At 32.5% G+C, this 24880-nt stretch carries 21 protein-coding genes and 1 riboswitch; of the genes, 16 read left to right on the forward strand and 5 right to left on the reverse strand.

What is annotated here, in order from left to right:
- Nucleotides 1–49 precede the first annotated feature (49 nt).
- From ACZ451_RS08780 to ACZ451_RS08795, 4 genes are all read right to left on the reverse strand, one after another.
- Entirely contained in the window at nt 50–937 is an 888-nt protein-coding gene (locus ACZ451_RS08780) for an alpha/beta fold hydrolase (RefSeq protein ID WP_464216738.1), read from the reverse strand.
- A 151-nt stretch (nt 938–1088) separates the two neighbouring features.
- Nucleotides 1089–1703, reverse strand: a complete 615-nt coding sequence (locus ACZ451_RS08785) for a deoxynucleoside kinase (RefSeq protein WP_464216739.1) — start codon at nt 1701–1703, stop codon at nt 1089–1091.
- Nucleotides 1704–1799: 96 nt separating this feature from the next.
- A complete protein-coding gene (locus tag ACZ451_RS08790; RefSeq protein ID WP_464216740.1) occupies nt 1800–2486 on the reverse strand; it encodes a response regulator transcription factor in 687 nt (228 codons plus the stop codon).
- A complete protein-coding gene (locus tag ACZ451_RS08795) occupies nt 2483–3961 on the reverse strand; it encodes a sensor histidine kinase (protein ID WP_464216741.1) in 1479 nt (492 codons plus the stop codon). The genes ACZ451_RS08790 and ACZ451_RS08795 overlap by 4 nt, the downstream gene beginning before the upstream one ends.
- Before the next feature lie 162 nt (nt 3962–4123).
- Here ACZ451_RS08795 and ACZ451_RS08800 point away from each other — a divergent pair, with 162 nt between their 5' ends.
- The 7 genes from ACZ451_RS08800 to ACZ451_RS08830 all read left to right on the forward strand — a co-directional run bounded on the left by ACZ451_RS08800 (nt 4124) and on the right by ACZ451_RS08830 (nt 13567).
- Entirely contained in the window at nt 4124–4966 is an 843-nt protein-coding gene (locus tag ACZ451_RS08800; protein ID WP_464216742.1) for a GLPGLI family protein, read from the forward strand.
- A 209-nt stretch (nt 4967–5175) separates the two neighbouring features.
- A complete protein-coding gene (locus tag ACZ451_RS08805; protein WP_464216743.1) occupies nt 5176–7866 on the forward strand; it encodes a carboxypeptidase-like regulatory domain-containing protein in 2691 nt (896 codons plus the stop codon).
- Between the two features lie 113 nt (nt 7867–7979).
- On the forward strand, nt 7980–8525 hold the full coding sequence (locus ACZ451_RS08810) for a hypothetical protein (RefSeq protein WP_464216744.1): 546 nt from the start codon (nt 7980–7982) through the stop codon (nt 8523–8525).
- Between the two features lie 357 nt (nt 8526–8882).
- Nucleotides 8883–10139 carry a methionine adenosyltransferase gene (gene metK, locus ACZ451_RS08815; protein ID WP_464216745.1) on the forward strand — a complete coding sequence of 419 codons (1257 nt, stop codon included), beginning with the start codon at nt 8883–8885 and terminating at the stop codon, nt 10137–10139.
- 474 nt (nt 10140–10613) lie between these two features.
- Entirely contained in the window at nt 10614–11003 is a 390-nt protein-coding gene (locus tag ACZ451_RS08820; RefSeq protein ID WP_464216746.1) for an ankyrin repeat domain-containing protein, read from the forward strand.
- A 108-nt stretch (nt 11004–11111) separates the two neighbouring features.
- Entirely contained in the window at nt 11112–13067 is a 1956-nt protein-coding gene (locus tag ACZ451_RS08825; RefSeq protein ID WP_464216747.1) for a CocE/NonD family hydrolase, read from the forward strand.
- A 32-nt stretch (nt 13068–13099) separates the two neighbouring features.
- Nucleotides 13100–13567, forward strand: coding sequence for a hypothetical protein (locus ACZ451_RS08830; protein ID WP_464216748.1), 468 nt, complete (start codon nt 13100–13102; stop codon nt 13565–13567).
- Here ACZ451_RS08830 and ACZ451_RS08835 read toward each other — a convergent pair.
- The gene (locus ACZ451_RS08835) at nt 13564–13980 is read right to left on the reverse strand and encodes a hypothetical protein (RefSeq protein WP_464216749.1); all 417 of its coding nucleotides are present in this window, start codon (nt 13978–13980) and stop codon (nt 13564–13566) included. The two genes, ACZ451_RS08830 and ACZ451_RS08835, sit on opposite strands and share 4 nt — an antisense overlap.
- Nucleotides 13981–14167: 187 nt before the next feature.
- Nucleotides 14168–14286: riboswitch (SAM riboswitch) on the forward strand.
- A gap of 178 nt (nt 14287–14464) precedes the next feature.
- On the opposite strand from ACZ451_RS08835, the gene ACZ451_RS08840 reads away from it, so the two are divergent.
- From ACZ451_RS08840 to cysD, 9 genes are all read left to right on the forward strand, one after another.
- On the forward strand, nt 14465–15739 hold the full coding sequence (locus tag ACZ451_RS08840) for an O-acetylhomoserine aminocarboxypropyltransferase/cysteine synthase family protein (RefSeq protein WP_464216750.1): 1275 nt from the start codon (nt 14465–14467) through the stop codon (nt 15737–15739).
- A 21-nt stretch (nt 15740–15760) separates the two neighbouring features.
- Nucleotides 15761–17170 (forward strand): pyridoxal phosphate-dependent decarboxylase family protein, encoded by a 1410-nt coding sequence (locus ACZ451_RS08845; protein ID WP_464216751.1) that lies wholly within the window; start codon nt 15761–15763, stop codon nt 17168–17170.
- Between the two features lie 32 nt (nt 17171–17202).
- Nucleotides 17203–20589 (forward strand): bifunctional aspartate kinase/homoserine dehydrogenase I, encoded by a 3387-nt coding sequence (thrA, locus tag ACZ451_RS08850; protein WP_464216752.1) that lies wholly within the window; start codon nt 17203–17205, stop codon nt 20587–20589.
- 93 nt (nt 20590–20682) lie between these two features.
- Entirely contained in the window at nt 20683–20994 is a 312-nt protein-coding gene (locus ACZ451_RS08855) for a GIY-YIG nuclease family protein (RefSeq protein WP_464216753.1), read from the forward strand.
- Between the two features lie 111 nt (nt 20995–21105).
- Nucleotides 21106–22269, forward strand: coding sequence for a trans-sulfuration enzyme family protein (locus ACZ451_RS08860; protein ID WP_464216754.1), 1164 nt, complete (start codon nt 21106–21108; stop codon nt 22267–22269).
- Between the two features lie 88 nt (nt 22270–22357).
- A complete protein-coding gene (locus ACZ451_RS08865) occupies nt 22358–22768 on the forward strand; it encodes an RrF2 family transcriptional regulator (RefSeq protein WP_464216755.1) in 411 nt (136 codons plus the stop codon).
- Nucleotides 22769–22947: 179 nt separating this feature from the next.
- Nucleotides 22948–23211 (forward strand): DUF2061 domain-containing protein, encoded by a 264-nt coding sequence (locus tag ACZ451_RS08870; protein WP_464216757.1) that lies wholly within the window; start codon nt 22948–22950, stop codon nt 23209–23211.
- Between the two features lie 21 nt (nt 23212–23232).
- Nucleotides 23233–23856: a phosphoadenosine phosphosulfate reductase domain-containing protein gene (locus tag ACZ451_RS08875; RefSeq protein ID WP_464216758.1), complete on the forward strand. Its 624-nt coding sequence runs from the start codon at nt 23233–23235 to the stop codon at nt 23854–23856.
- 42 nt (nt 23857–23898) lie between these two features.
- Complete coding sequence (gene cysD / locus ACZ451_RS08880; protein ID WP_464216759.1) at nt 23899–24801, forward strand: sulfate adenylyltransferase subunit CysD; 903 nt, start codon at nt 23899–23901, stop codon at nt 24799–24801.
- Nucleotides 24802–24880 lie beyond the last annotated feature (79 nt).

The following is a 24880-nucleotide window of genomic DNA, read 5'->3' on the forward strand; positions in this document are numbered from 1 at the left end:
AATTCTTTGAATACTTAAGAAAGTATAAGCAAGAAAAGTATTTTAAGGTTTATTTTAATTCTTTACTAATCTCATCGATCATATTATAAATATGAGGAAGAATTAATTCTGGCTTGGCCCAAGCAATTTCATGACCTGTATTAGGAGTGGTAATAATTTTAATATTTTTAAATTGTTCACGAGTATAGTCAACATTTGTATAGGGTACAAGATCATCTTTATTTCCATGAATATGTAAAATAGGAATTTCGATAGCATTCCAATCTTTTTCTATTAAACGAAGTTCTTCAGGATGCGTTGTTTTTTCATCACCGGCTACTCTATAAGTAGTTGGGCATAGCCAACGGGTAAGCCACCATTGTGTGAAACGTGAAGCCCATATTTTTTTCTCTTGCTTAGGATCTATCGCTGGAGAGATCATAATAACTCCTTTTACATTTTTATTTAAATAAGCAAGCCTTGCGGCTAAAGGCCCACCATAGGAAGAACCTATTGCAATTACATTTTTTAAATGGTATTGATCTATTAAATTACTCATTAGTGAGGCTTGCAGCGCTATAGAAGTCATTTCTTTTCCAAAATTAGAATAGCCATAACCAGGTCTGTCAATAGCATGTAAATTTGCTTTTTTAATTAATGCAGAATCTTTTAAATAACCATTCCAAGCTGATAAAGAACTAGGAGAACCGTGAAAAAAAACAAGATGAACGGAATCTTTAGATTGTTCTATATGTTGTATTCTAATTTTTAAATCAAGGCTATCTACCTCATAATAGGAAATACGTGTTGGGATCTGAATTTCTGAAAAATTAGTTTTTATATCCTCATCTGATGCCCTCCATTGTAAAAAGGTACAACAGGCTAATACATATAAGCCTACAATTATTAAAGTAAAAAATGTTGCTCCTCTTTTTAATGATTTTTTAGTGATTTTCATGCCGTAAAAAGAGATTGGTCGAAAAAAATAGACTTACCTAAACTAAATATTTTTGATTGGTATAATAGAAGTTAAAATGTTTGCCACTAAATACTAATAAATTATTACGAGTTAAATGCAAATTTTTAAATAGAAGTTACTCTATGTTTTACTAGAATAATCCATTTATTTCTGCATCAATTTTATTAATAACTGTTCCTAAATCTTCAGGATTATCAACAAAATCTAAATCGTCTACATCGATAATTAATAGTTTGCCTTTTTCATAGCTTTGGCTCCATGCTTCATAACGCTCATTAAGTCGACTTAAATAATCTATAGAAATTGTATTTTCATACTCTCTACCACGTTTATGAATTTGATTTACAAGATTAGGAATAGAACTTCTGAGATAAATAAGCAAATCTGGCGGTTGTACCAAACGTTCCATAAGTTCAAAGAGACTAGAGTAATTGCTAAAATCGCGGTTGGTCATCAAACCCATTGCATGTAAATTAGGAGCAAAAATATAAGCATCTTCATAGATGGTTCTATCTTGAATAATGCTTTTACCACTTTCTCTAATTTCTAAAATTTGACGATACCGGCTATTTAAAAAATAAATTTGAAGGTTAAAACTCCAACGTTCCATTTGATTGTAAAAATCGTCTAGGTATGGATTATCAACTACATCCTCAAAGTGTGCTTCCCATTTATAATGTTTAGAAAGTAATCTCGTTAAAGTTGTTTTTCCTGCACCAATATTTCCAGCTACGGCAATATGCATCCTATTTTTCTAATTATGAGTTCGTATTAATCGGGGATACAATATACAACGATTCTTGGGTTGATAAAAAAATAGTTACTGAAATAAATTTTTGATTTATGGGCAAAGGAGTTTATAGCCATAACCTCTTACATTTATAATTTGGATATCGGCATCTTTGTGTAATTTTTTACGAAGCTTTGTAATAAAAACATCCATACTTCTCGCATTAAAAAAATCATCATCACCCCATATTTTCTTTAAAATAAGGGAACGGTCTAAAATTTCATTCCTTTTTTCTGAAAGGTGAAATAATAATTCTGCTTCCCTATGCGTCAGTAAAATTTTATCATCATTAATTTGCAAATGTTGGCGTGTATAATTAAACGTATAGTTACCTATAGTGATGTTTTCGGGCTGTTGTTTTAAACTTTTGCGTTCTAGAAGTGCATGGATTCTAACGATTAACTCTTCCATACTAAAAGGTTTTTTTAAATAATCGTTTCCACCATGCTGAAAGCCTTCCACAACATCTTTTGCTTGAGATTTAGCTGTAAGAAATATAATTGGAATTTTAGGATCTTGTGCTCTAATTTCTTTGGCTAAGGTAAAGCCATCTTTTTTAGGCATCATAACATCTAAGACTAATAACTCTGGCTGTTCAGAAAGGTATACTTTGTACGCTTTTTCTCCATTTTCGCAAAAAAGAACTTCAAAATTCCGGGTTTCTAAACTTTCTTTTACAATTTGCCCTAAAGCCAATTCATCTTCGGCTAATAATATTTTTATAGGTTGCTTACTCATATACTTATTTTAAAAATAGTGTTCTTAACATTTGGAAGCAGTTGAATGGTACCTCCATGCTTTTCTATAATTTTTTTAACGTAAAATAGGCCAATTCCAAAACCTTTTACATCATGCCTATTTCCTGTAGGGATTCTGTAGAATTTATCAAAGATCTTGTCTCGTTGGTTTTTATCAATTTTTCCGCCATTATCTGCTACAGTAATTTCGGTTGTATCTAATAACGAATTCAGATTCACTTCAATGATATCTCCACCATATTTTACGGCGTTATCAATAAGGTTTGTGACTACGTTTTCAAAATGGAAAGAATCCACAGAGCATACTAAAGAAGCTATGCTTGTTTTAAATGAAATTGATTTTGTAGGTGAGAGCATTTGATGCTTTTCTGTAATTTTTTGAAGCATAGCTACTAAGTCTGTTTTCTCTTTGTTGATGATTAGTTTATCACTGTCCAAAGTTGCAGTCTCCAATAATTTTTCTACCATTTGATGTAGTTTTTTCAACTGCTGATCAGAAATATTTAAATAAGCATTTGTTTTCTTAGGATCATTAGCCTCATTAAAATGTTTAATGCCTTCTATAGCGGTTGAAACTGTTGCAATAGGTGTTTTAAACTCGTGTGTAATATTACTGATTAAATCGTTTTTTATTTCTGCCAACTCTTTTTGTTTATTAATAATGTGTAGCAAATAAAATAGGCAGATAATAATACAGGTGGATAATAAAAAAGATAATAAAATACCAGTAATACTTCTTTTTAGTACCGTAATAGTGGGGTTGTTATACTTTAGTTCTAACTGTTGCCCGTTTGGCAAGTAAGTAGATTTTGAAAATGTTGCTAATTCTAAATTAGTTAGTTTGTTAGGATTAAATTGATCAAAAATAGTATCCTGCTTAAAATGATTAATTTGGTAACGGATAGCAATTTTTTTTCGGTTTAACTCTTTATTAAAAACAGAATCTAATTTTTTAAAATTTATACTGTCCTGAATAAAAGAAACAGTAAGCTTATTAATAGCTGAAGATATATTCTGGATGCTATCCACAGCTTTTTTTTCTGTAAAAATAGAAATCGACTCAAAATTTTTAGAAGACCTATTTCCATTAATTGTAGTAATACTATCAGCAAACGTAGAAAAATTAAAAGACGGATTGTTGTTTTTGTTTGCTAATAATGAACTGTCAATTTCTTTATTAAGATTAGATAAAGTTAGTTTTTGTAAAAACTTTTTTGCTCTATCTAGAGTATAGGTTGTATCTTCTTTGGTATCTACAAAAGAAAGAAAATCAGCTTTTACTAGATTAGAGTAATAAACTTCCACACCATTATCTAAACTAATTTGAACTTCATTGATGAGACGTTGTTTATTGCTTTTATAGCTCTGAATATTCCAATATACTTGCAGTGCTATTGTAGCTATAATTGTAATAGCTATAAAGTAAATAAGTAAAGGATAATTTTTCTGCTTCATTTTTCTGCTGATTTTTAAACAAGCTAAGCGTTTGATATATCAAAAGTAACTACAATTTATGGTTGCATATCTAACGGTTAACACTCGTTAACACTGGTTAACCTTGTTTTTTGAGAAAGTCAATCAAATTTGCAACAGTAATCAATACTAAAATCAACAATTATGAAAACAATAACAAAATTATTTATCTGCCTCTTATTTATTTTATCAGTTCAACTTAGTGCACAGAATTTTAAGGGAATAGCTACGTATAAAACAACATCCAGTATCGATGTAAAAATGGATAGTACGCAAATGCCTAATGATCAGATTAGTGAAATACAAGCCATGCTTAAAAAAGCCATGCAAAAAGAGTTTGAATTACAATTTAATGCTTCTGAATCTACTTGGAAAGAAGCTGAAAGTCTTGGAGATGCGGCACCTACAAATTCTAGTATAAAATTAGTAGTGTCCGGTTTTGGTGGCGGTAATGGTGCATTATATAAGAATACAAAAAATAAAACAAAGGTGGAATCTACAGATCTTTTTGGAAAACAATTCCTTATTAAGGATGGTTTAAAGGATTATGAATGGAAACTGGGAAGTGAGACCAAACAAATTGGACAGTATACTTGTTATAAAGCTATATTAACTAAGGAGATAAACTCTACCCAAATGATAGCTAAAAACGGCGCTTATGAAGAAAAAAAGGAAGTAAAAACACAAACTATTACAGCTTGGTATACTCCTGAAATACCAGTAAATCATGGTCCTGAAAATTATTGGGGACTTCCTGGCTTGATTTTAGAAGTGAAAGATGGAAAAAGAATTTTGATTTGTAGTAAAATTGTATTAAATCCAAAACAAGAAATTACAATTATTCCACCTACTAAAGGAAAAGAAATTAGTAGCAAAGAATTAGAAGATATTGCACGAGCAAAAACTATGGAAATGCAAAAAATGTATAATGCTGAAGGCCGTAAAAAAAATGGAAATACTAGTTTTTCTATAAAAATAAGCAATTAGTCAATAGTTAGACTTACTGTATATAGCAGTATTTTATAATTCTTTTTAAAATCATCAATCAAAAAACGGAATGTCAATCTTTTAAAAACTTTCCTTTTCATAAGAATACAAAAATATACAGTAAGTCTCATTGCAAGCATTACTAATAAAAAACAATATTCAATTCAAGTACTTGACTTAGAGTAGTTTTAGAAAAATCAACTTAAAACATGAAAAATATATACATCTTCCTATTTATAGGACTAGGATTTTTTTGTCCAAATATTGTGGCCCAGAATGCCTCATTAGAAGGAGTAGTAAAAGATTCTTTAAGTCAACCATTAGAACTAGCAAATGTTATAGCCATCAATAAAAATAGTAAAGGCATTGCCTCTTATGGTATTACGGATAGTGATGGTCGTTACAGACTGGCATTAAAAGTAGATAGTCTTTACCTTATACGAGTTAGTTATTTAGGTTTTGAGACTTGGGAAAAAGAAGTACAAATAAAAACAAAAGAAACACTAAATCAAGATATTATACTTAAATCAGCTGCCAATCAATTAGAGGGTGTAGAAGTAGTACAAGAACTTCCTATACGTGTTTCTGGTGATACTATTACGTATACAACAGATGCATTTACAGACGGAAAGGAGAAAAAATTAAAAGATGTTTTAGAGAAACTTCCAGGTTTTGAAGTAAATGAGGATGGGCAAGTAAAAGTACAAGGCAAAAGTGTTAGTAAAGTATTGGTAGATGGCAAAGAATTTTTTGATGGAGACACAAAAATGGCAACAAAGAATCTTCCTGCTAATGCGGTAGATAAAGTAGATTTATTACGAAATTTTAATGATATTAGTCCTTTAAAAGGTTTAAATAGTGACGATAAAATAGCATTGAATATTAGGTTAAAAGAAGGAAAGAAGAATTTGTGGTTTGGAGATGTTTCGGCAGGCTCAGGACTTAAAAAACGATATAAAACAAAAGCTAATCTCTTTTATTATTCACCAAAAACTAGCGTTAATTTTATTGGAGGCGCTAATAATATTGGAGAACAATTATTTACCATACAAGATTATTTTAGATTTAGTGGAGGCTTAAAAAACTTAGGACGCCGCTCCGGTTCTTCTTTTCTAGTAAACTCGGACAATACTGGACTTGCTTTTCTGCAAAATAACCAAGCTCAAAATATTGTGTCTAAATTGGGAGCGTTAAACTTTAGTTATAAACCGAATAAGAAGATTAATTTTTCTGGGTTTGCTATAGGTGCAAATACTAAAACAGCACTCAATTCTAATTCTTTCCGAACGTATATTAGAAACTCTGGTGATACAGAAGAAACACTCATCTCTGCTACCGAACAAAATAATACATCAGGATTATTAAAATGGTCTTCTACCTATACTCCTAATAGCAGCTTACATATTGCTTATGATGGTTTTGTAAAAACAGCTTCACTGCGTCAGAATACTGTATCTAATTCTGATTTTGGTATCATAAACAATAATATCACTTCTGATATTGCTCGAAAACCTTTTTCTGTAGAACAAATAATAGAAGGGTATTATGCTAAAAACGAAAAAAATGTATGGTCTTTTGAAGCGAGTTATAATTATAAAAAACAAGATCCTACCTATGATTTAAGCACTTCTCAGGCACCTTTTTTAGCTGCTTTTACTCTTGATGGAGAAAGTCCGTTTAATTTAGCACAAGAACAACTTATTTTTACCAACAGCTTTAATGCTGTTGTAAATTATTATCACGTATTAAATAAAACCAACCATATTAATTTTTTGGTAGGCACAAATAATAATTCTCAAAGGTTACAATCTTCTATAGAAGAGCTTTTTACTAATGGAACAAGTACAGCATTTACAGCGCCTAATTTTACGAATAATGTAGCTTACGATTTTTTAGATGTTTATGCTGGATTGCGGTATAAAACCAAACTAGGTAAATTAACGTTACATCCTGGTTTTACAGTACATAACTATATAACAGGAAACATACAATTGGGTACAGAAACAAGATTAGATAAAACATTATTCTTACCTAGCCTTAATGCAAAATATAATATTAGAAAGTCAGAATCGCTAAGCTTTGCTTATGCCACACAAGCAGAGTTTACAGATATCGCAAACCTATCACAAGGTACAATTATTCAAAGTTACAATAGTTTGTTTCAAGGAAATCCTAATTTAGAAAATGCTTGGTATCAAACTTATACCTTAGACTATTTTAATTTTAACATGTTTAACTTTACCAATATCTATGCAAACTTTAGTTATCAGCGTAAAAAAGATGACATTCAGGGTATAGTTAGTTATCAAAATTTAGATCGTACTAATACTCCCATTAATATTGATGCGGTTAATGAAAATTTATCGGGTAGGGGAAACTATGAAAAACGTTTTTCTTTTATGAAAGTGAAAGGAGAAGTTAATTTAGGCTATTCTAAATACAATAATTTTATTGATGGAGTGGTGAATGAAAACACTTCTTTTCTTCAAAAATTTAAAACTACTTTAGCTACTAACTTTAAAGAATGGCCTAATGTTGAAGTAGGTTTTGAAAAGACAATCAATATCTATCAAAGTTTTAATGGAGAAAGCACTTTTGTAACCAATAGACCTTTTGCCAATTTTGAGGCCTATTTTTTAAAGAACTTTTCCTTACTTGCCGATTATGAATTTAATGATTATAAGAGTCGTAATGGAAACACGCAAAGTACATACGATTTTTTAAATGCGTCGCTTTTTTATAAAAAAGAAGATAGCGCTTGGGAGTTTAGTATTTCGGGTACCAATCTTTTAAACACCACCTCAATCCGTAGAGATGCTTTTTCTAATAATTTAATCAGCACTTTAGAATATGTTGTACAGCCACGTTATATTTTATTTGGTGTAAAATACGAATTGTGATTTAAAAAATATTAAACATGAAATGTTAACACTAGTTAACTTCTCTTAACTAAGATAACAGTATAGTGTAAGTAGATTTGTTTAAAGAAATTTTAACTATAAACAACTACATTATGAAAACAATTACAATTTTATCGACAACATTATTTTTATTGATTAGCGTATCAGTTTTTTCTCAAATAAAAAAAGAAACTATAAGTAATTTTAATATTACTAAAATGGAAATTACCATTAATTCTTTAGAAGAATTGGGAGCTATAAATTGGGAAGAGAATTTTACAGTTTTTGATCATAATACCCCAGAAACTCCAATAGAAGTATCATTTAAATTAGAAAATTTTATTTCTAATGAAAAGCCTAAACAAAAAGCAACAATTTATGACTTAGAGGCAGCTTTAAATACATATAATACAAATCAATTTTTAAAGGAATTAAAGAGAATTTCCAGAAAATTAAAAAAAGGAAACTTAAGAAAACAATTAGGAATTTCTGAATTGGAATATGCAATATTAAAGTTAAATAACAAAGACTGGAAGTTGAATAAAAAAAGACCTAATTTAAAAGTTAATTTATCAGGATTAACAAATGAAAAAGATGAGATAATGAAACAATTAATACAAATTTCAGAAAAACTAAAAAAAGGCTATAGAAAAGAATAAAAGTAAATAACCTCCAGGAAAGCACAAAAAGTATTAAAAGGAATAATTCACATTGATTTGGAAGCAAGCGTTGGAGCATTTTAAATCTCGATTATCGAGTACATTTTAAAAAGTATCATGTTTAAAATCTCCTAATAGTATTTTAGGAGATTTTATTTTTTTTATAATTTATAACAAAACAGCATTTGAAAATCAAATGATTTCTACTACTTTTGTCCACCAAATAATTAGAGGAAGGATTTGACTGATTGCAACCTCTTAAAAAATGCTAAAGCAGTTTCAAACAGTAGGCTTTAATTGTTTGTTATCTTCTTTAAAAAATTTCGTCAAATCTTTCTGAAAGTAAAAAAGAAATAGATGGCATATTTATTCACATCAGAATCGGTTAGTGAAGGACACCCAGATAAAGTTGCAGATCAAATTAGCGATGCACTTTTAGATAATTTTTTAGCTTTTGACCCTGAAAGTAAAGTAGCATGCGAAACCTTAGTAACAACAGGGCAAGTAGTTTTAGCAGGAGAAGTAAAGAGTGGTACATATTTAGATGTACAACAAATTGCTAGAGACGTTATTAATAAAATTGGGTATACAAAAGGAGAATATCAGTTTAGTGGAGACTCTTGTGGGGTCATTTCTCTTATCCATGAACAGTCTCAAGACATTAATCAGGGTGTAGATAGGGGTTCTAAAGAAGAACAAGGGGCTGGAGACCAAGGAATGATGTTTGGATATGCAACTAAAGAAACCGAAAATTATATGCCATTGGCATTAGATATTTCGCATAAAATATTAGAAGTTCTAGCAGATTTAAGAAGAGCAGACAAAGACATTACCTACTTAAGACCAGATGCTAAAGCACAGGTGACTATTGAGTATTCAGATGATAATGTACCACAACGTATAGATACTATTGTAGTTTCTACACAGCACGATGCTTTTGATGCGGACGACGCTAAGATGCTAGCTAAAATTAAAGAGGATATTGTTTCGATATTGATACCTTTAGTAAAAGAGCAATTACCAATACATATTCAAGAATTATTTGATGATAAAATTACCTATCATATTAACCCTACTGGAAAGTTTGTAATTGGTGGGCCACACGGAGATACTGGTTTAACAGGGCGTAAAATTATTGTAGATACTTATGGTGGTAAAGGTGCTCATGGTGGTGGTGCTTTTAGTGGTAAAGATCCTAGTAAAGTAGATAGAAGTGCCGCCTATGCAGCAAGGCATGTTGCTAAAAATTTGGTTGCAGCGGGTGTGGCAGATGAAATTTTAGTACAAGTGAGCTATGCTATTGGGGTAGTAGAACCTACTTCAATCTTTGTAGAAACCTATGGTACAGCTAAAGTAAATTTAAATGATGGCGAAATAGCAAATAAAGTAACAGCACTTTTTGATATGCGCCCTTTTGCCATAGAAGAACGTCTAAAACTTAGAAATCCTATTTATTTAGAAACTGCAGCTTACGGGCATATGGGGAAAACACCAATAACGGTAACCAAAACCTATGAGTCTCCTTATAATGGAAAAGTAACTAAAGATGTAGAACTTTTTACTTGGGAGAAGTTAGATATGGTAGAAGCGGTTAAGGAAGTATTTTCGTTATAAGATTTTTTCAACTTATCGTATTTTAGAGTTGTAGTAGCCTTAAAATGTCAGTTCGAGTACTTTTAAGGCACGAAAAAGTGTATCGAGAACAGTTTTGGAACTAAAATTCTATGTTATCTTGAGCGTAGTCGAAAGACCTGATACAATTTTTCTTCATTTCATTTCTAAAGATCACTCGAATTGACAGAATTTTTTTCTAAGCGTACAACGGTTTAATTCAACACAAAATGATAAAAGGAGGAGCCACTAGGCTCCTCTTTCTATTTAATAACTTTAGGTTATTAATATTTAAATATTAATAAATTAATGCTATCAAATAAATAAGTTAGAGTGCTTTTTTCGATTTGGAGTATACATTTCACCGTTCAGTACTAAAAAACAACCGTTGGTACTATTCTCTTTTCAAAAACGGTATCATGGCTATACTTTTACACCGTAATCAAAAAACAAACAGTTAATTTTAAAATTTTAATCATGAAAAAATCAATCATCGCTTTCGGACTTTTAACAAGTGTATTTTTAACCACAACAGTAAACGCACATAACCCTGTAGAGCCTAGCAAAGAAAAAGTAACTAAAACAGTTATTACTGGGGTTGCACCATTAAGTATTGCAGTCGCTAAAAATGACTTCGCTATAGTACAGAAATTTATAGAATTTGGTGCTGATGTAGAAGAAAAAACAGTTGTTAATGGAATGACTCCTTTAATGTATGCGGCACGTTACAATAATGTAGCTTTAGTACAGTTTTTAATAGCGAATGGAGCCGATACAACAAGCACTTCTAAATTAGGGTGGACCGCAGCAGATTATGCAAAAGCTAGTAGTGCAAACGAGGTGCTAGCTATATTAAAAGCTTTATAAGAAAACCTTTCATCAATCATCACATCAATCAAAATAAAAAAAGGAGCTAATTAGCTCCTTTTTTTATGCGTAAATCCGTAGTTTTAGGCATCAAAAAAATCACATCGTATGTTTAGAGATACCACAATCGTTTTTAAGCTTTGTATAGCCATAATATTTACTATTACTTCTTGTACCAATAAAACAACAAAAACAGATCAAGATACAGGGTCAGAACTATCAGAAACCTATGTGGAAGATCATTACACCAAAAAAGAGGTAGACATCAAAATGAGAGATGGTGCAACATTACACACTACTATTTATGCGCCTAAAGATACGTCTAAAGAATATCCTATTATTATGCAGCGTACTCCGTATAGTTCTGCACCGTATGGGGAGGATAATTATAAGAAAACAATTGCGCCTAATATTCATATGATGCAAGATGGTTATATAGTAGTATACCAAGATGTGCGTGGGCGTTGGATGAGTGAGGGGCATTATGAAAATATGCGAGCTTATATTCCTAATAAAAAAACAGATAATGATATTGATGAAAGTTCTGATACCTATGATACCATCGAGTGGTTGGTTAATAATGTGGACAATAACAATGGAAAAGTTGGGATCTGGGGTATTTCATACCCAGGCTACTATTCTACCTATGCAACTGTAGATGCGCATCCCGCTTTAAAAGCCGCTTCTCCACAAGCTTGTATTGGAGATTTCTTTTTTGATGATTTTCATCATAACGGAGCGTATTTATTAAGTTATTTTAGAGTAACCTCTTTATTTGGAACACCAAGACCTGACGGTGATAAACCGACTAATAAGGCCTGGTATACTTTTCCAGATTTAGAAACCCAAGATCAGTATCAATTCTTTTTAGATAAGGGCCCTTTAAAAAATTTAGATTCTTTTTTTGAGTTTGAAACCAAAGATATGCCCAGAACAAAATTAGATGACGGCCTTACCGACGATTATTTTTGGAACGAACTTAAAGAACATCCTAATTATGATACCCTATGGCAAAGTCGTGGACTCATTCAGCATTTAAAAAAGGTGAAATCTCATGTGGCCACTATGATAGTTGGTGGGTGGTTTGATGCAGAAGATTTATATGGCCCTTTAGAAACCTATAAGAATATAGAGAAGTACAACAAAGGAAATTACAATACCATGGTTTTTGGTCCTTGGGATCATGGCAGATGGGCAAGACGCAATGGACGAAATTTAGTAGGGAATTATTATTTTGGAGATAATATTTCAGAATTTTTTCAGGAAAATATAGAAACTAAATTCTTTCAACACTTTTTAAAAGGAAAAGGAGATCAGAATAGCGGATTGCCAGAAGCCTATGTTTACGATTCTGGACGAAAAGAATGGAAACAATATGATGCTTGGCCTCCAAAAGGCGTAGCAAAGCAAGAATTATTTTTGTCCGAAAACCAAGAGTTGACCAAAGAAGCAAAAAGCACCACAGGAATACAATTTATTAGTGATGTTAAAAAACCAGTACCCTATTCTGAGGATGTAAAAACTGTTTTTACTCCACGTAAATACATGACGGACGATCAGCGTTTTGCTGCCCGACGTTCTGATGTGTTGGTTTTTGAAACAGAAGTGATGGAAGAAGATTTTACCCTTGCAGGTGATATTTTGGCGAAGCTACAAGTAGCCACTACAGGTACCGCAGCCGATTGGATTGTTAAAGTGATAGACGTACACCCAGCAGTATCAGAAACCAATGAAGAAATGCAAGACCATTTAGAAATGAGCAATTACCATTTAATGGTACGTAGTGAAGTATTGCGAGGCAGGTTTAGAAATAGTTTTAGTAACCCGGAGCCTTTTGTGCCGAACCAAAAGACGGCCGTAAACATAAAATTACAAGATGTGTTCCATACCATTAAAAAAGGGCATAAACTGCAAATACAGGTGCAAAGTACTTGGTTCCCATTAATAGATTTAAACCCGCAGACCTATGTAGATAATATCTTTAAAGCCAATGAAGAGGACTTTAAAACCCAAACGCATACTGTTTTTACAGATTCTAGTGTGGAGTTTATCGTTTTGGAGTAGAAATTGTAAAGTAGCTTTACAAAGAAAAGGAAATGAACAAATTTTCAATCGTCTTTTTTATTGTTTTAACCTCGTTTGTTAGCTTCGGACAAGTTAATAAAGAGTATTACAAGATTATAAGTGAAGCTGCTGATTTTTATTTGTTGGGTAAAGAGATTCCAGATAATGTTCTATTAGATTTAGTTCCATATACAAATTCTGATTTTTCAACCTATTATGAAACAACAGGACCAGAACATGAATTATATGAAACAGCTTTTTTTTATGATACTTGTGAGATGATTTTTAATAAAGCTATTGATGAAAAAGATGATAAATTTTATTTGCCATGTTTACAACTTATTAGCTTTGCTGATGGTGAATATGCAGAAAATTTCACTGAAGCTTTAGAACAATTGATTGCAGTTGATAAAGAAAAATTTTGTAAATCAGTAAAAGGAAAGAAATACTTAAAGTATAACCCTATAAAATGGTATTATTCTAATTTAAATTGTAACTAATTAGATATAGGTTCACAATCATTTAAATTCTGTCGATTTATAAAACTGGTCCAAAATTCTTTTGGTTTTTCAAAATTTAGATCTTCCTGAAGCGGTTGTAAATGAAGTTCTTTATTATTCTCTAAATTCCGTAATTTTATTTTTTCTTGTCCAACATATTTTATTGCAACTTTTCTAGGTTCTCGCCACTCTCCAAACGAATCGAAATAGAGAGTATCATTTTTAATTTCAATTTTTATCCATTCAGAAAGTGATATCCACTTACTATCCGATGCTACTCTCATTGAGTCATTTTTGAAGTAAATTTCTGAATATATTCCGTTATCACAAACAAAATAATTTCCTTCAAGACTTTGTTGGTTTTGGCAACTCAATACAATTCCTAAAATCAAAAAAACATTTAATATTTTCATTCTAAGTTGGTTAATAAATGTATATAATTAGCATACCGATGGTATTTTTACTTTAAATTTCTCTAAAATACGTATACTCTTACTTACACAAGAAGAAAAAATAAGAATATATGTTTTTTCTATAAATTATTAGGATCGTAAAGCTTTCTACGCTTATATTTGCATTCAAGTTCAAACACATATTGAATAGTTATCAAGAAAGGTGGAGGGATTAGACCCTGTGAAACCTTAGCAACCCTTTGTTTTATACAAAGAAGGTGCTACATTCTACCCTTGTCCTGAACTCGTTTCAGGAACTCATGGCAATATCGCCAAGCATTAGGGAAGGATAACAAAAACCCAATTACTTCCTGTAATTGAATTTTTCTTCTTCATAACTTTTTAATTTTAACCATGCTACAAACGTCATAGCAATGGGTTTGACTTTTAATGTATTTTGTACCCTTAGCGAAGCTAAAGGGGCTAACGATTAAAAACCAAAATTATGAGTACACAAAAATTTTCAACAAACGCATTGCATGCAGGGCATGACACCACACAAAACGGAGGGACTAGAGCAATTCCTATTTACCAAAGTACGGCGTATGTATTTAACAACACGGATCATGCAGCAAACCTATTTTCATTAAAAGAATTAGGGTTTATCTATACCCGTTTAAACAACCCCACCAATGAAATTCTACAAAACAGATTAGCGGCTTTAGAGGGTGGTATTGGTGCTGTAGTTTTTGCATCAGGAACAGCAGCTATTTCTACAGGACTAATGACATTATTAAAAGCAGGAGATCATATTGTCGCTTCTAGTAGCTTATATGGTGGCACCTATACTTTGCTAAGTGTAACATTACCCAGACTAGGCATTACAACTACTTTTGTAGATGCATCTGATCCAGAAAATTTTAAAAATGCGGTACAAGATAATACCAGAGCGTTTTTTGTAGAATCTTTAGGAAATCCAAAATTAGATGTGTTAGATTTAAAAGGGATCTCTAAAGAAGCGAAAGCTGCTGAGGTGCCTTTTATTGTAGATAATACAGTAGCTACACCAGCATTATTAAACCCAATAGAACACGGTGCTAACCTTGTAATACATTCATTAACAAAATACATCAATGGAAACGGAACTTCATTGGGAGGTGCTATTATAGATGCGGGTACTTTTGATTGGACTAATGGTAAGTTTCCAGAATTTACAGAACCCTCTGCAGGATACCATGGTTTGGTATATAGTGAGGTATTAGGAGCTGCTGCATTTACCTTTAAACTCATATTAGAAGGATTGCGTGATTTTGGAGGATCCTTAAGTCCGTTTAATGCGTTTCAAATACTACAAGGTTTAGAAACATTACCGATTAGAATTAAACAACATAGCGAAAATGCTTTGGAATTAGCGATTTGGTTAGAAAATAGGGAAGAAATAGCATGGGTAAACTACCCAGGTTTAAAAAGCAGTACCTATTATAATATTGCCCAAGAATATTTACCAAAAGGGCAGAGTGGTTTGGTTACTTTTGGTGTAAAAGGCGGCTTTGAAGCAGCTAAAAAAGTAACAGATGCCACTAAGGTTTTCTCTTTGTTAGCAAATATTGGTGATACCAAATCATTAATTATACACCCAGCAAGTACTACGCATCAACAATTAGATGATGCAGCGCAAGAATCGGCAGGGGTAACTAAAGATTTAATCCGGTTATCAGTAGGCTTAGAGGATATAGAAGATTTAAAAGCAGATTTAGAACAAGCATTTCAATCGCTTTAAAATAGCATCAAACAATAGGATATGAGTCTTCAGGATAAAATGTTTCAAGAACTAAAGGACAAAACTATTTTTGACCAAGCTCGTTCATATGCATATGCATATGCTGATGGTATTCCCAAAATGGAGGTGTTTCCATCTAAAGAAAACCTTGAAAAGCTTCAAAATTTTGATGAAGGTTTTCCAATTGGGCAAACTTCGGCACAAGAAATAATTGGGCAACTACACCAATATGGTTCTCCAAATACAATAGCTCAAACAGGAGGTAGGTATTTTGGATTTGTTAATGGAGGAGCAATTCCAGCTTCTGTTGCTGCCAAATGGTTGTCAGACTTCTGGGATCAGAATGGAGGTTTATATTTAACATCACCCTTAAATGCCAAGTTAGAAAGTATTTGTGAAGCTTGGTTAAAAGATTTATTTGGTTTACCAAAGGAAACGGTTGCTGGTTTTGTAAGCGGAACATCCTTGGCTAATTTGTCTGCTTTAACCGCAGCTAGATACCGATTATTTAAAAACCAAGGCTGGGATGTAAATGAATTTGGCTTAAATGGAGCTCCAAAAATTAGAATAATAGCGCATAAGCAAGTACATTCTAGTATTAAAAAAACCTTGGCTATTTTAGGATTTGGACAGTCTAATATTGAATGGCTGCCATCTGATAACCAAGGAAGATTAGTGTTAGAAGCGTTACCAGAATTAGATGATAGTTGTTTGGTGTTATTACAGGCAGGTAATGCAAATACAGGTGTGTTTGACGATTTTGCTGATGTATGTGAAAAGGCAAATAAAGCAAATGCATGGGTGCATATAGACGGAGCATTTGGTTTATGGGCAGCCGCTACAGAAAGCTTATCGTATTTAACGGAAGGTATTGAAAAGGCAACCTCCTGGTGTACAGATGGTCATAAAACTTTAAATACACCATACGACTCTGGTATTGTACTTTGTAGAGATTCAAAGGCTTTAGTAAGTGCTTTGCAAGCCACAGGTGAATATATTATATATAGCAAGCAGAAAGACCCCATGTTATTTGGTCCGGAAATGTCTAAACGTTCTAGAGCCATAGAACTTTGGGTAACCCTGAAGTATTTAGGCAAAAATGGTATAAATGAGATGGTTACAGGCTTTTACAAAAGAGCAAAACAATTGGAAAACGGATTAAGAAAAAGTGGATTTAGAGTATTGAATACTGTTGTTTTTAATCAGGTATTAGTTGCTTGTGAAACAGATCAAATAACGAAACTAACATTAGAGAATATTCAAAACTCAGGAGAGTGTTGGTGTGGAGGTTCTACTTGGTTAGGTGAAGCAGCAATTCGCATAAGCATATGTTCGTGGGCAACTACAGAAGTAGATATTAATAAGACCATACAGGTTTTTTCAACCTCCAGAAAAAAAGCTTTAAAAACAATTAAATTAATTAATACCTAATCTTATTAGGTTAGTGTTTTAAGATAGTAATTATGTTACATCGTTTAAAAATAGAAAATTATACAAACTACGCCGGTACTTCGCAAGATATAGAATTATCGTATCAGGTATTTGGGCAAGAATTACATACTGCTCCTATTGTTTTGGTGAACCATGCCCTTACCGGTAATTCTGATGTTGCAGGAGAAAGCGGTTGGTGGTCTGCATTAATAGGAGAAGATAAGTGTATTGACACGGGGAAATATACCGTGTTAGCATTTAATGTACCTGGAAATGGCCATGATGGTTTTGTAATAGAAAACTATAAAGATTTTGTTGCACAAGATATTGCAAAACTATTTTTAGAAGGCTTGCAACAATTGCAGATATCCAAACTCTTTGCATTAATAGGTGGTTCTATGGGAGGCGGTATTGCATGGGAAATGGTGGCTTTATTTCCAGAGTTAACCCAGCACCTTATTCCGGTAGCTTCCGATTGGAAATCTACGGATTGGTTAATTGCAAATTGCCAGATCCAGGAGCAATTTTTAGTAAATTCTAAGCAGCCAGTGCACGATGCGCGGATGCATGCGATGCTATGTTATAGAACACCAGAATCTTTTAAAGAACGCTTTAAAAGAACTACTAATGAAGCCTTACAAGTTTTTAATGTAGAAAGCTGGTTAACGCATCATGGCGAAAAATTACAAGAACGTTTTCAGTTGTCTGCCTATAAATTAATGAATCAGTTATTAAAGACTATTGATATTACTAGGGATAATGAAAATGCATTCCATGTGATAGAAAAGAGTCAAACCAATATTCATATTATAGGCGTAGATTCTGATTTGTTTTTTACTGCCAAAGAAAATAGAGATACACATAAGCAGTTAGCAAGGGCAAATAGTAATGTTACTTATGGCGAAATACAATCTTTACATGGACATGATGCTTTTTTACTAGAGTTTAAGCAAATGGAAAAATTGCTTGAAGGTATTTTTGAGCCCAAAAGTGAGAAGCAACGCACTAAAGTCTTAAAGTTTGGAGGGAAATCTTTAGCAAACGGAAAAGGAATAGATAGCGTTTTAGCAATTATTACCAATAAGGTAAAAGCCAAAGAAAATATTGTTGTAGTACTCTCGGCTAGAGAAAAAGCAACAGATCAGTTGGAGGCTATTTTAGAGAAGGCTTCTAAAGGTGTTTCTTATGCTAAAGATTTAATTGCTTTTCAGAAATATCAGAAACATAATTTTCCTGATGCTGGTTTGTCTAAAGATTTTGAAGCATTAGAACGTTTGTTTGAAGGCGTTTCGCTTTTAGGAGATTACAGTACTAAAATAAAAGATGAGATTCTAGCCTATGGAGAAATTATTTCTGCAAAACAAATTACCAAAGTACTACAGGAAAAAGGTGTCAAAGCCAAGTTTATAGATGCCAGAAAGCTTATCAAAACAGATAGTAATTTTGGCGATTCGCAAGTTATAGAAAGTATCTCTAAAGAAAATGTACAACAAGCTATAGGAACCTTAGCATCTTCGGTGGTTCCTGTAATTACAGGTTTTATAGCCTCAAATACAGCTAATGAAACCACTACTTTAGGAAGAAACGGAAGTAATTATACGGCAGCTTTGTTAGCAAATTTCTTAGGCGCTTCCGAATTGCAAAATTATACCCATGTGGATGGGATATATACCGCTAATCCAGATTATGTGCCAGATGCAAAACGAATTGCAGAACTATCTTATTCTGAAGCAAATGAATTAGCCAATTTTGGTGCAACTATATTACATGCAAAGACCATTATTCCGCTGATAGAGAAAAATATTCCATTACGGATTTTAAATACCTTTAATGCAGATAATGAAGGCACACTGATTAGTGCTAAAACCAATAAAGAAGGGATAAAATCGCTTTCTGTGATAGAAGATGTAGCACTTATAAATTTTGAAGGACGAGGTCTTTTAGGGAAAGTAGGGGTAGATGCTCGTATTTTTAAAGCACTCAGTGAAAATAATATTAGTGTAAACATCATATCACAAGGATCATCGGAAAGAGGTATTGGTCTGGTAGTAGAAGCTAGCAAAGCAGCCAAGGCAAAAAGAGTATTGGAAAATGAATTTAGTGTTGACTTTCAATCAAAAGATGTAAATATGATTACGGTTACTGCTGATGTTTCTGTAATTTCTATTGTTGGTCAGGATCTAAGCTCTTTTCATAAACCTTTTAATGAACTGATTAAAAACCAGATTGTACCCTTGTTATTTAATAATACGGTTACGGGTAAAAATGTGAGTTTGGTGGTGAAAAAGTCACAGCTCTACAAAGCCTTAAATGTTATGCATGGTCAGGTTTTTGGCATTAGCAAAAAAGTAAATATCGCTTTATTTGGTCATGGAACTGTAGGGGGTACTTTAATCAACCAATTATTGAAATCGGTAAAAACAATAGAAGAACGCAAAGGAATTCAATTAAATGTATTTGCAGTAGCAAATTCTAGAAAAGTATTGCTCAACAAAAAAGGCATCACTAAAAATTGGAAAACAAATATAGCAGAAAAAGGAGTTTCATATACTTTAGATACTATTTTTGATTTTGCTAAGGCGCATCATTTAGAAAATTTAATAGCGGTTGATAATACAGCGAGTCAAGAATTTGTAGCTTCGTACACAGATTTTATTGCTAATGGTTTTGACCTGGTTTCTTCCAACAAAATAGCAAACACCCTAGATTTTGACTTTTATAAAACATTGCGTTTGGCTTTAGATAAAAGTCAGAAACAATATTTATATGAAACCAATGTAGGGGCAGGACTTCCACTAATAGATACGATTAAATTGTTACACCTCTCAGGAGAGAACATCACACAAATAAAAGGGGTGTTTTCTGGATCTTTGAGTTATCTTTTCAATACATTTTCTGAAGTAGATCAACCTTTTTCAGAAATTTTAAAAGAGGCTATAGATAAAGGTTTTACGGAACCAGATGCACGTGAAGATTTATCTGGAAATGATGTGGGGCGTAAGTTGCTTATTTTAGCTAGAGAATTGGATTTGAGAAATGAATTTTCTGATATTGCGATTCAAAATTTAATTCCAAAAGCATTGCAAAATGTAACGGTTACGGATTTTATGGAGCAATTAGAAAGCTTAAACCCTATTTTTGATCAAATTAAAAAAGAACAAAAACCAGATCACGTATTGCGGTATGTTGGAGATTTATCTGGAGATTTGCAGCAAGATAAAGGTAATTTAGAAGTAAAGCTTATTTCTGTACCTAAAGAAAGTGCTTTAGGGCAAATAAAAGGATCAGATTCTATTGTAGAAATCTATACAGAATCTTACGGAGAAAACCCATTAGTGATCCAAGGCGCAGGTGCAGGAGCAGCGGTAACTGCACGAGGTGTGTTTGGTGATATTCTAAGAATAGCAGAAAAACGTTGACTTCGACTACGCTCAGTCACCAGTTTAGATTTCGTTGATTGAATGTTTGAAGCAGTGGGCTGAGCGGAGTCGAAGCCAAAGAATAGATAAATTATGAAAGGATTTGTTTATATATTGTTATGTTCGGACGGGAGTTATTATACAGGGAGTACTATTGATTTAGATAAAAGGATTTCAGAGCATAAAGAAGGAAAAGGAGCAAATCACACCAAAAAGCGCCTCCCTGTAAAATTAATTTACGTAGAAGAATATGTAAGAATAGACAAAGCATTTTTAAGAGAGAAGCAAATTCAAGGGTGGTCAAGAGCAAAGAAAGAGGCTTTAATTGATGGTGAATTTGGTAGATTACCAGATTTATCAGAATGTAAAAATGAAACGCATTACAAATACTTTAAAGAAAAATAGTGACTTCGGCTCCGCTCAGTCACCGTTTTGACAAATTTCGTTGGCTGACCGCAGTCGAAGCCAAAAATATAATAAAAGTTAGCTTTGTAATGAAGCGAATAAAATAAAATCATGAATAAAAAATTTGAAACAGAAGCGATTAGAACACAAACAGAACGTTCGCAATTTTTAGAACATTCTACACCACTATATGTTACCTCTAGTTTTGTTTTTGAAGATGCAGAAGATATGAGAGCTTCTTTTAGCGAGGAAAAAGAGCGTAATATTTATTCTAGATATTCTAATCCTAATACTAATGAGTTTATAGAGAAAGTATGTAAAATGGAAGGCGCTGAAGCTGGTTTTGCTTACGCTTCTGGTATGTCAGCTGTATTTTCAACTTTTGCAGCATTATTAGACAGTGGAGATCATATTATTTCTGCTCGTAATGTTTTTGGGTCTACACATACATTATTTACAAAGTTTTTACCCAAGTGGAATATAGAAACCAGTTATTTTGAGATAGATCAACTAGAAACCATTGAAAACCTTATCACTCCTAGTACAAAAATGATTTATGCAGAATCGCCAACAAACCCAGGAGTTGATGTATTAGATTTAGAGGTATTAGGTAAAATAGCTAAAAAACATAATTTAATATTAGTGATAGATAATTGTTTTGCTACGCCATATATACAGCAGCCTATAAAATTTGGAGCAGATTTAGTGATCCATTCAGGCACAAAATTAATGGATGGGCAAGGAAGAGTACTTGCAGGTATTACTGTTGGTAGCCATGAATTGATGGATAAAATATATCGTTTTTCTAGAATCACAGGGCCTGCATTATCACCATTTAATGCTTGGGTAATTTCTAAAAGTTTAGAAACTTTGGCAGTACGCTTAGATCGTCATTGTGCAAATGCATTACAATTGGCAACATTTTTAGAAAATCATGAGAAAATCAATTGGGTGAAATATCCATTTTTAAAATCGCACCCCCAGTTTGAAGTTGCTAAAAGACAAATGAAAGCAGGAGGAAGTATAGTTGCTTTTGAGATAAAAGGTGGACTAGAAGCTGGGAGAACCTTTTTTGATGCTATAAAACTACTATCACTATCTGCTAATTTAGGAGATGCTAGAAGTATTGTCACACATCCTGCATCTACAACACATAGCAAACTAACTGTTGAAGAACGGTTGGCTGTAAATATTACAGATGGTATGGTACGTGTTTCTGTGGGTTTAGAACATATTGATGATATTATAGCAGATATTAAACAAGCTTTGGGCTAATTTCATAAACAAAGAAAAATGAAATTAAAAATTATAGCTAGTTTTTTACTTTTATTGAAAAGTCTTAATTTTCCTTTATATTCGTTACATGCTTTCTAAAAAAACAAAATATGGGCTAAAAGCACTTACTTTTCTAGCAAGAAGAGAAGAAAGACTCCCTGTACAGATTGCTGAAATTGCAAAACAAGAAAATATTTCACATAAATTTTTAGAGAGTATCCTACTTTCCTTACGTAAAACGGGTTTTTTAGGTAGTAAAAAAGGAAAAGGTGGAGGGTATTATTTGCTCAAAGATCCATCAGAAATTCAAATGGCTGATGTGATGCGAGTGCTAGAAGGACCCATATCTATGGTGCCGTGCGTGAGTTTAAATTTCTACGAAAAATGTGATGATTGCCCAGATGAACACGTATGTGGTGTAAACAAATTAATGTTGCAAATCCGTGATAATACATTAAAAGTATTGAAAAACAATACGCTAGCTGATTTAATTTCTTAATATAAATCAAGCTTTCTAATCATAATTCCATATTATATATTGCCTTTTGTTAATAATCTACTAAATCTGTAGGGTTTTAGTTATTTTTAATGATAAAGTACGTCTTAGTATCTAAAATAGTATTATTTTTGTTATCCTACTAATTTGATAGGGTATTTATATAGTCTAAGATTTTAAAAATGATTACAGAACAATTGATAGGGGGAAAAGCAACTTCAAAAAGTACTTATGAGAAAGATAAGACTTCGGAAAAGCCTATTCGTAGTATAGCAAAAGCCGTAAGTTGGAGGCTTATAGGTACGATAGATACTTTGGTAGTTTCTCTCTTTTTTGTAGAAAACACATCAGTAGCTGCTTCAATTGCAGGTGTAGATTTTATTACAAAGATGATTTTATATTTTTTCCATGAACGAATTTGGAATAAAATAGGTTGGGGTAAATAAGTATAAATAGGGATTAGAAAAATGAGTTTTACAGCAGAACAAATACAAGATTTAAACGAACAATATAAAGAGGCATCACCTCAAGAGATTATTTCTTGGGCAATAGAGAATGCTAAAAAGCCTTTAGTTACTACAAACTTTAGACCTTATGAAGTAGCAATACTAAATGCGGTGACTAAGGTTAAAAATACCATTCCTGTAGTTTGGTGTGATACAGGATATAATACTCCAAACACCTATAAACATGCAGAAGAAATTATTGTAAAATTAGGATTGAACATAAAATTATATGTACCCAAACAAACTGCTTCACATAGAGATGTAGTTATGGGTATTCCTGGTATTGATGATGAGCAACATGGCATATTCACAGAACAAGTAAAACTTGAGCCTTTTAAAAGAGCAATGGCAGAACATCAACCAGACGTATGGTTTACAAACCTTAGAAAAGGGCAAACAGCACTTAGAGATTCCTTAGACATTTTTAGTTTAAGCAAAGATGGTGTGTTAAAAGTTAGCCCCTTTTACCACTGGTCTGATACAGCACTAGATGAGTATTTAAATCAAGAGAATTTACCTAATGAGCATAAATATTTTGATCCAACAAAAGTTCTTGAAAATAGAGAATGTGGATTACATAGTTAACAAGACAAAATTAAATAGATACTGAAACAAGTTCAGCATAAAATGAAAAACACATCACATATCAATCAATTAGAAAACGAGGCGATCTATATTTTTAGAGAAGTAGCGGCGCAGTTTGAAAAACCTGTTTTATTGTTTTCAGGAGGAAAAGATTCCATTACTTTAGTTCGTTTAGCACAAAAAGCATTTTGGCCTGCTAAAATTCCATTTCCTTTAATGCATATTGATACGGGACATAATTTCCCTGAAACAATAGAATTTAGAGATCGATTGGCAAAAGAATTAGGTGTAGAGCTTATAGTACGTAATGTACAAGATAGCATAGATCAAGGAAAAGTAAAAGAAGAGTCTGGAAGGTATGCGAGTAGAAACTCATTACAAACAACTACACTTTTAGATGCTATAGAAGAATTTAAGTTTGATGCTTGTATTGGTGGTGCACGTAGGGATGAAGAAAAAGCAAGAGCAAAAGAGCGTATTTTTTCTGTTAGAGATGATTTTGGACAATGGGATGAAAAAAGCCAACGACCAGAATTATTTGATATGCTGAATGGTGCTATTGAATTAGGACAAAATGTTCGTGTTTTTCCAATTTCTAACTGGACCGAATTAGATGTTTGGTCTTATATACAAAAAGAAGAAATAGAAATCCCTTCTATTTATTTTGCGCATAAACGTAAAACATTCCTTAGAGATGGTATGATATGGTCTGCAGAAGACGATATTGTTTTTAGAGAAGAAGATGAAGTAGTAGAAGAGCGTTTAGTGCGTTTTAGAACTGTGGGCGATATGTCTTGTACAGCAGCAGTACTCTCAGCAGCAGTAAGTATAGATAAAGTTGTTGAAGAAATTAGAGATTCTTCTATTTCTGAAAGAGGTGCGCGTATAGATGATAAGCGTTCCGAAGCAGCAATGGAAAAAAGAAAACAACAAGGGTATTTCTAGAATTTGCAAAGCAAATTCAACCTTTAGCTATTAGCTGCCTGCTAGTAGCAAATTATAAAACAAATAAAAATTAGCCAAT

It is taken from the genome of Allocellulophaga tsushimaensis (assembly GCF_055383085.1).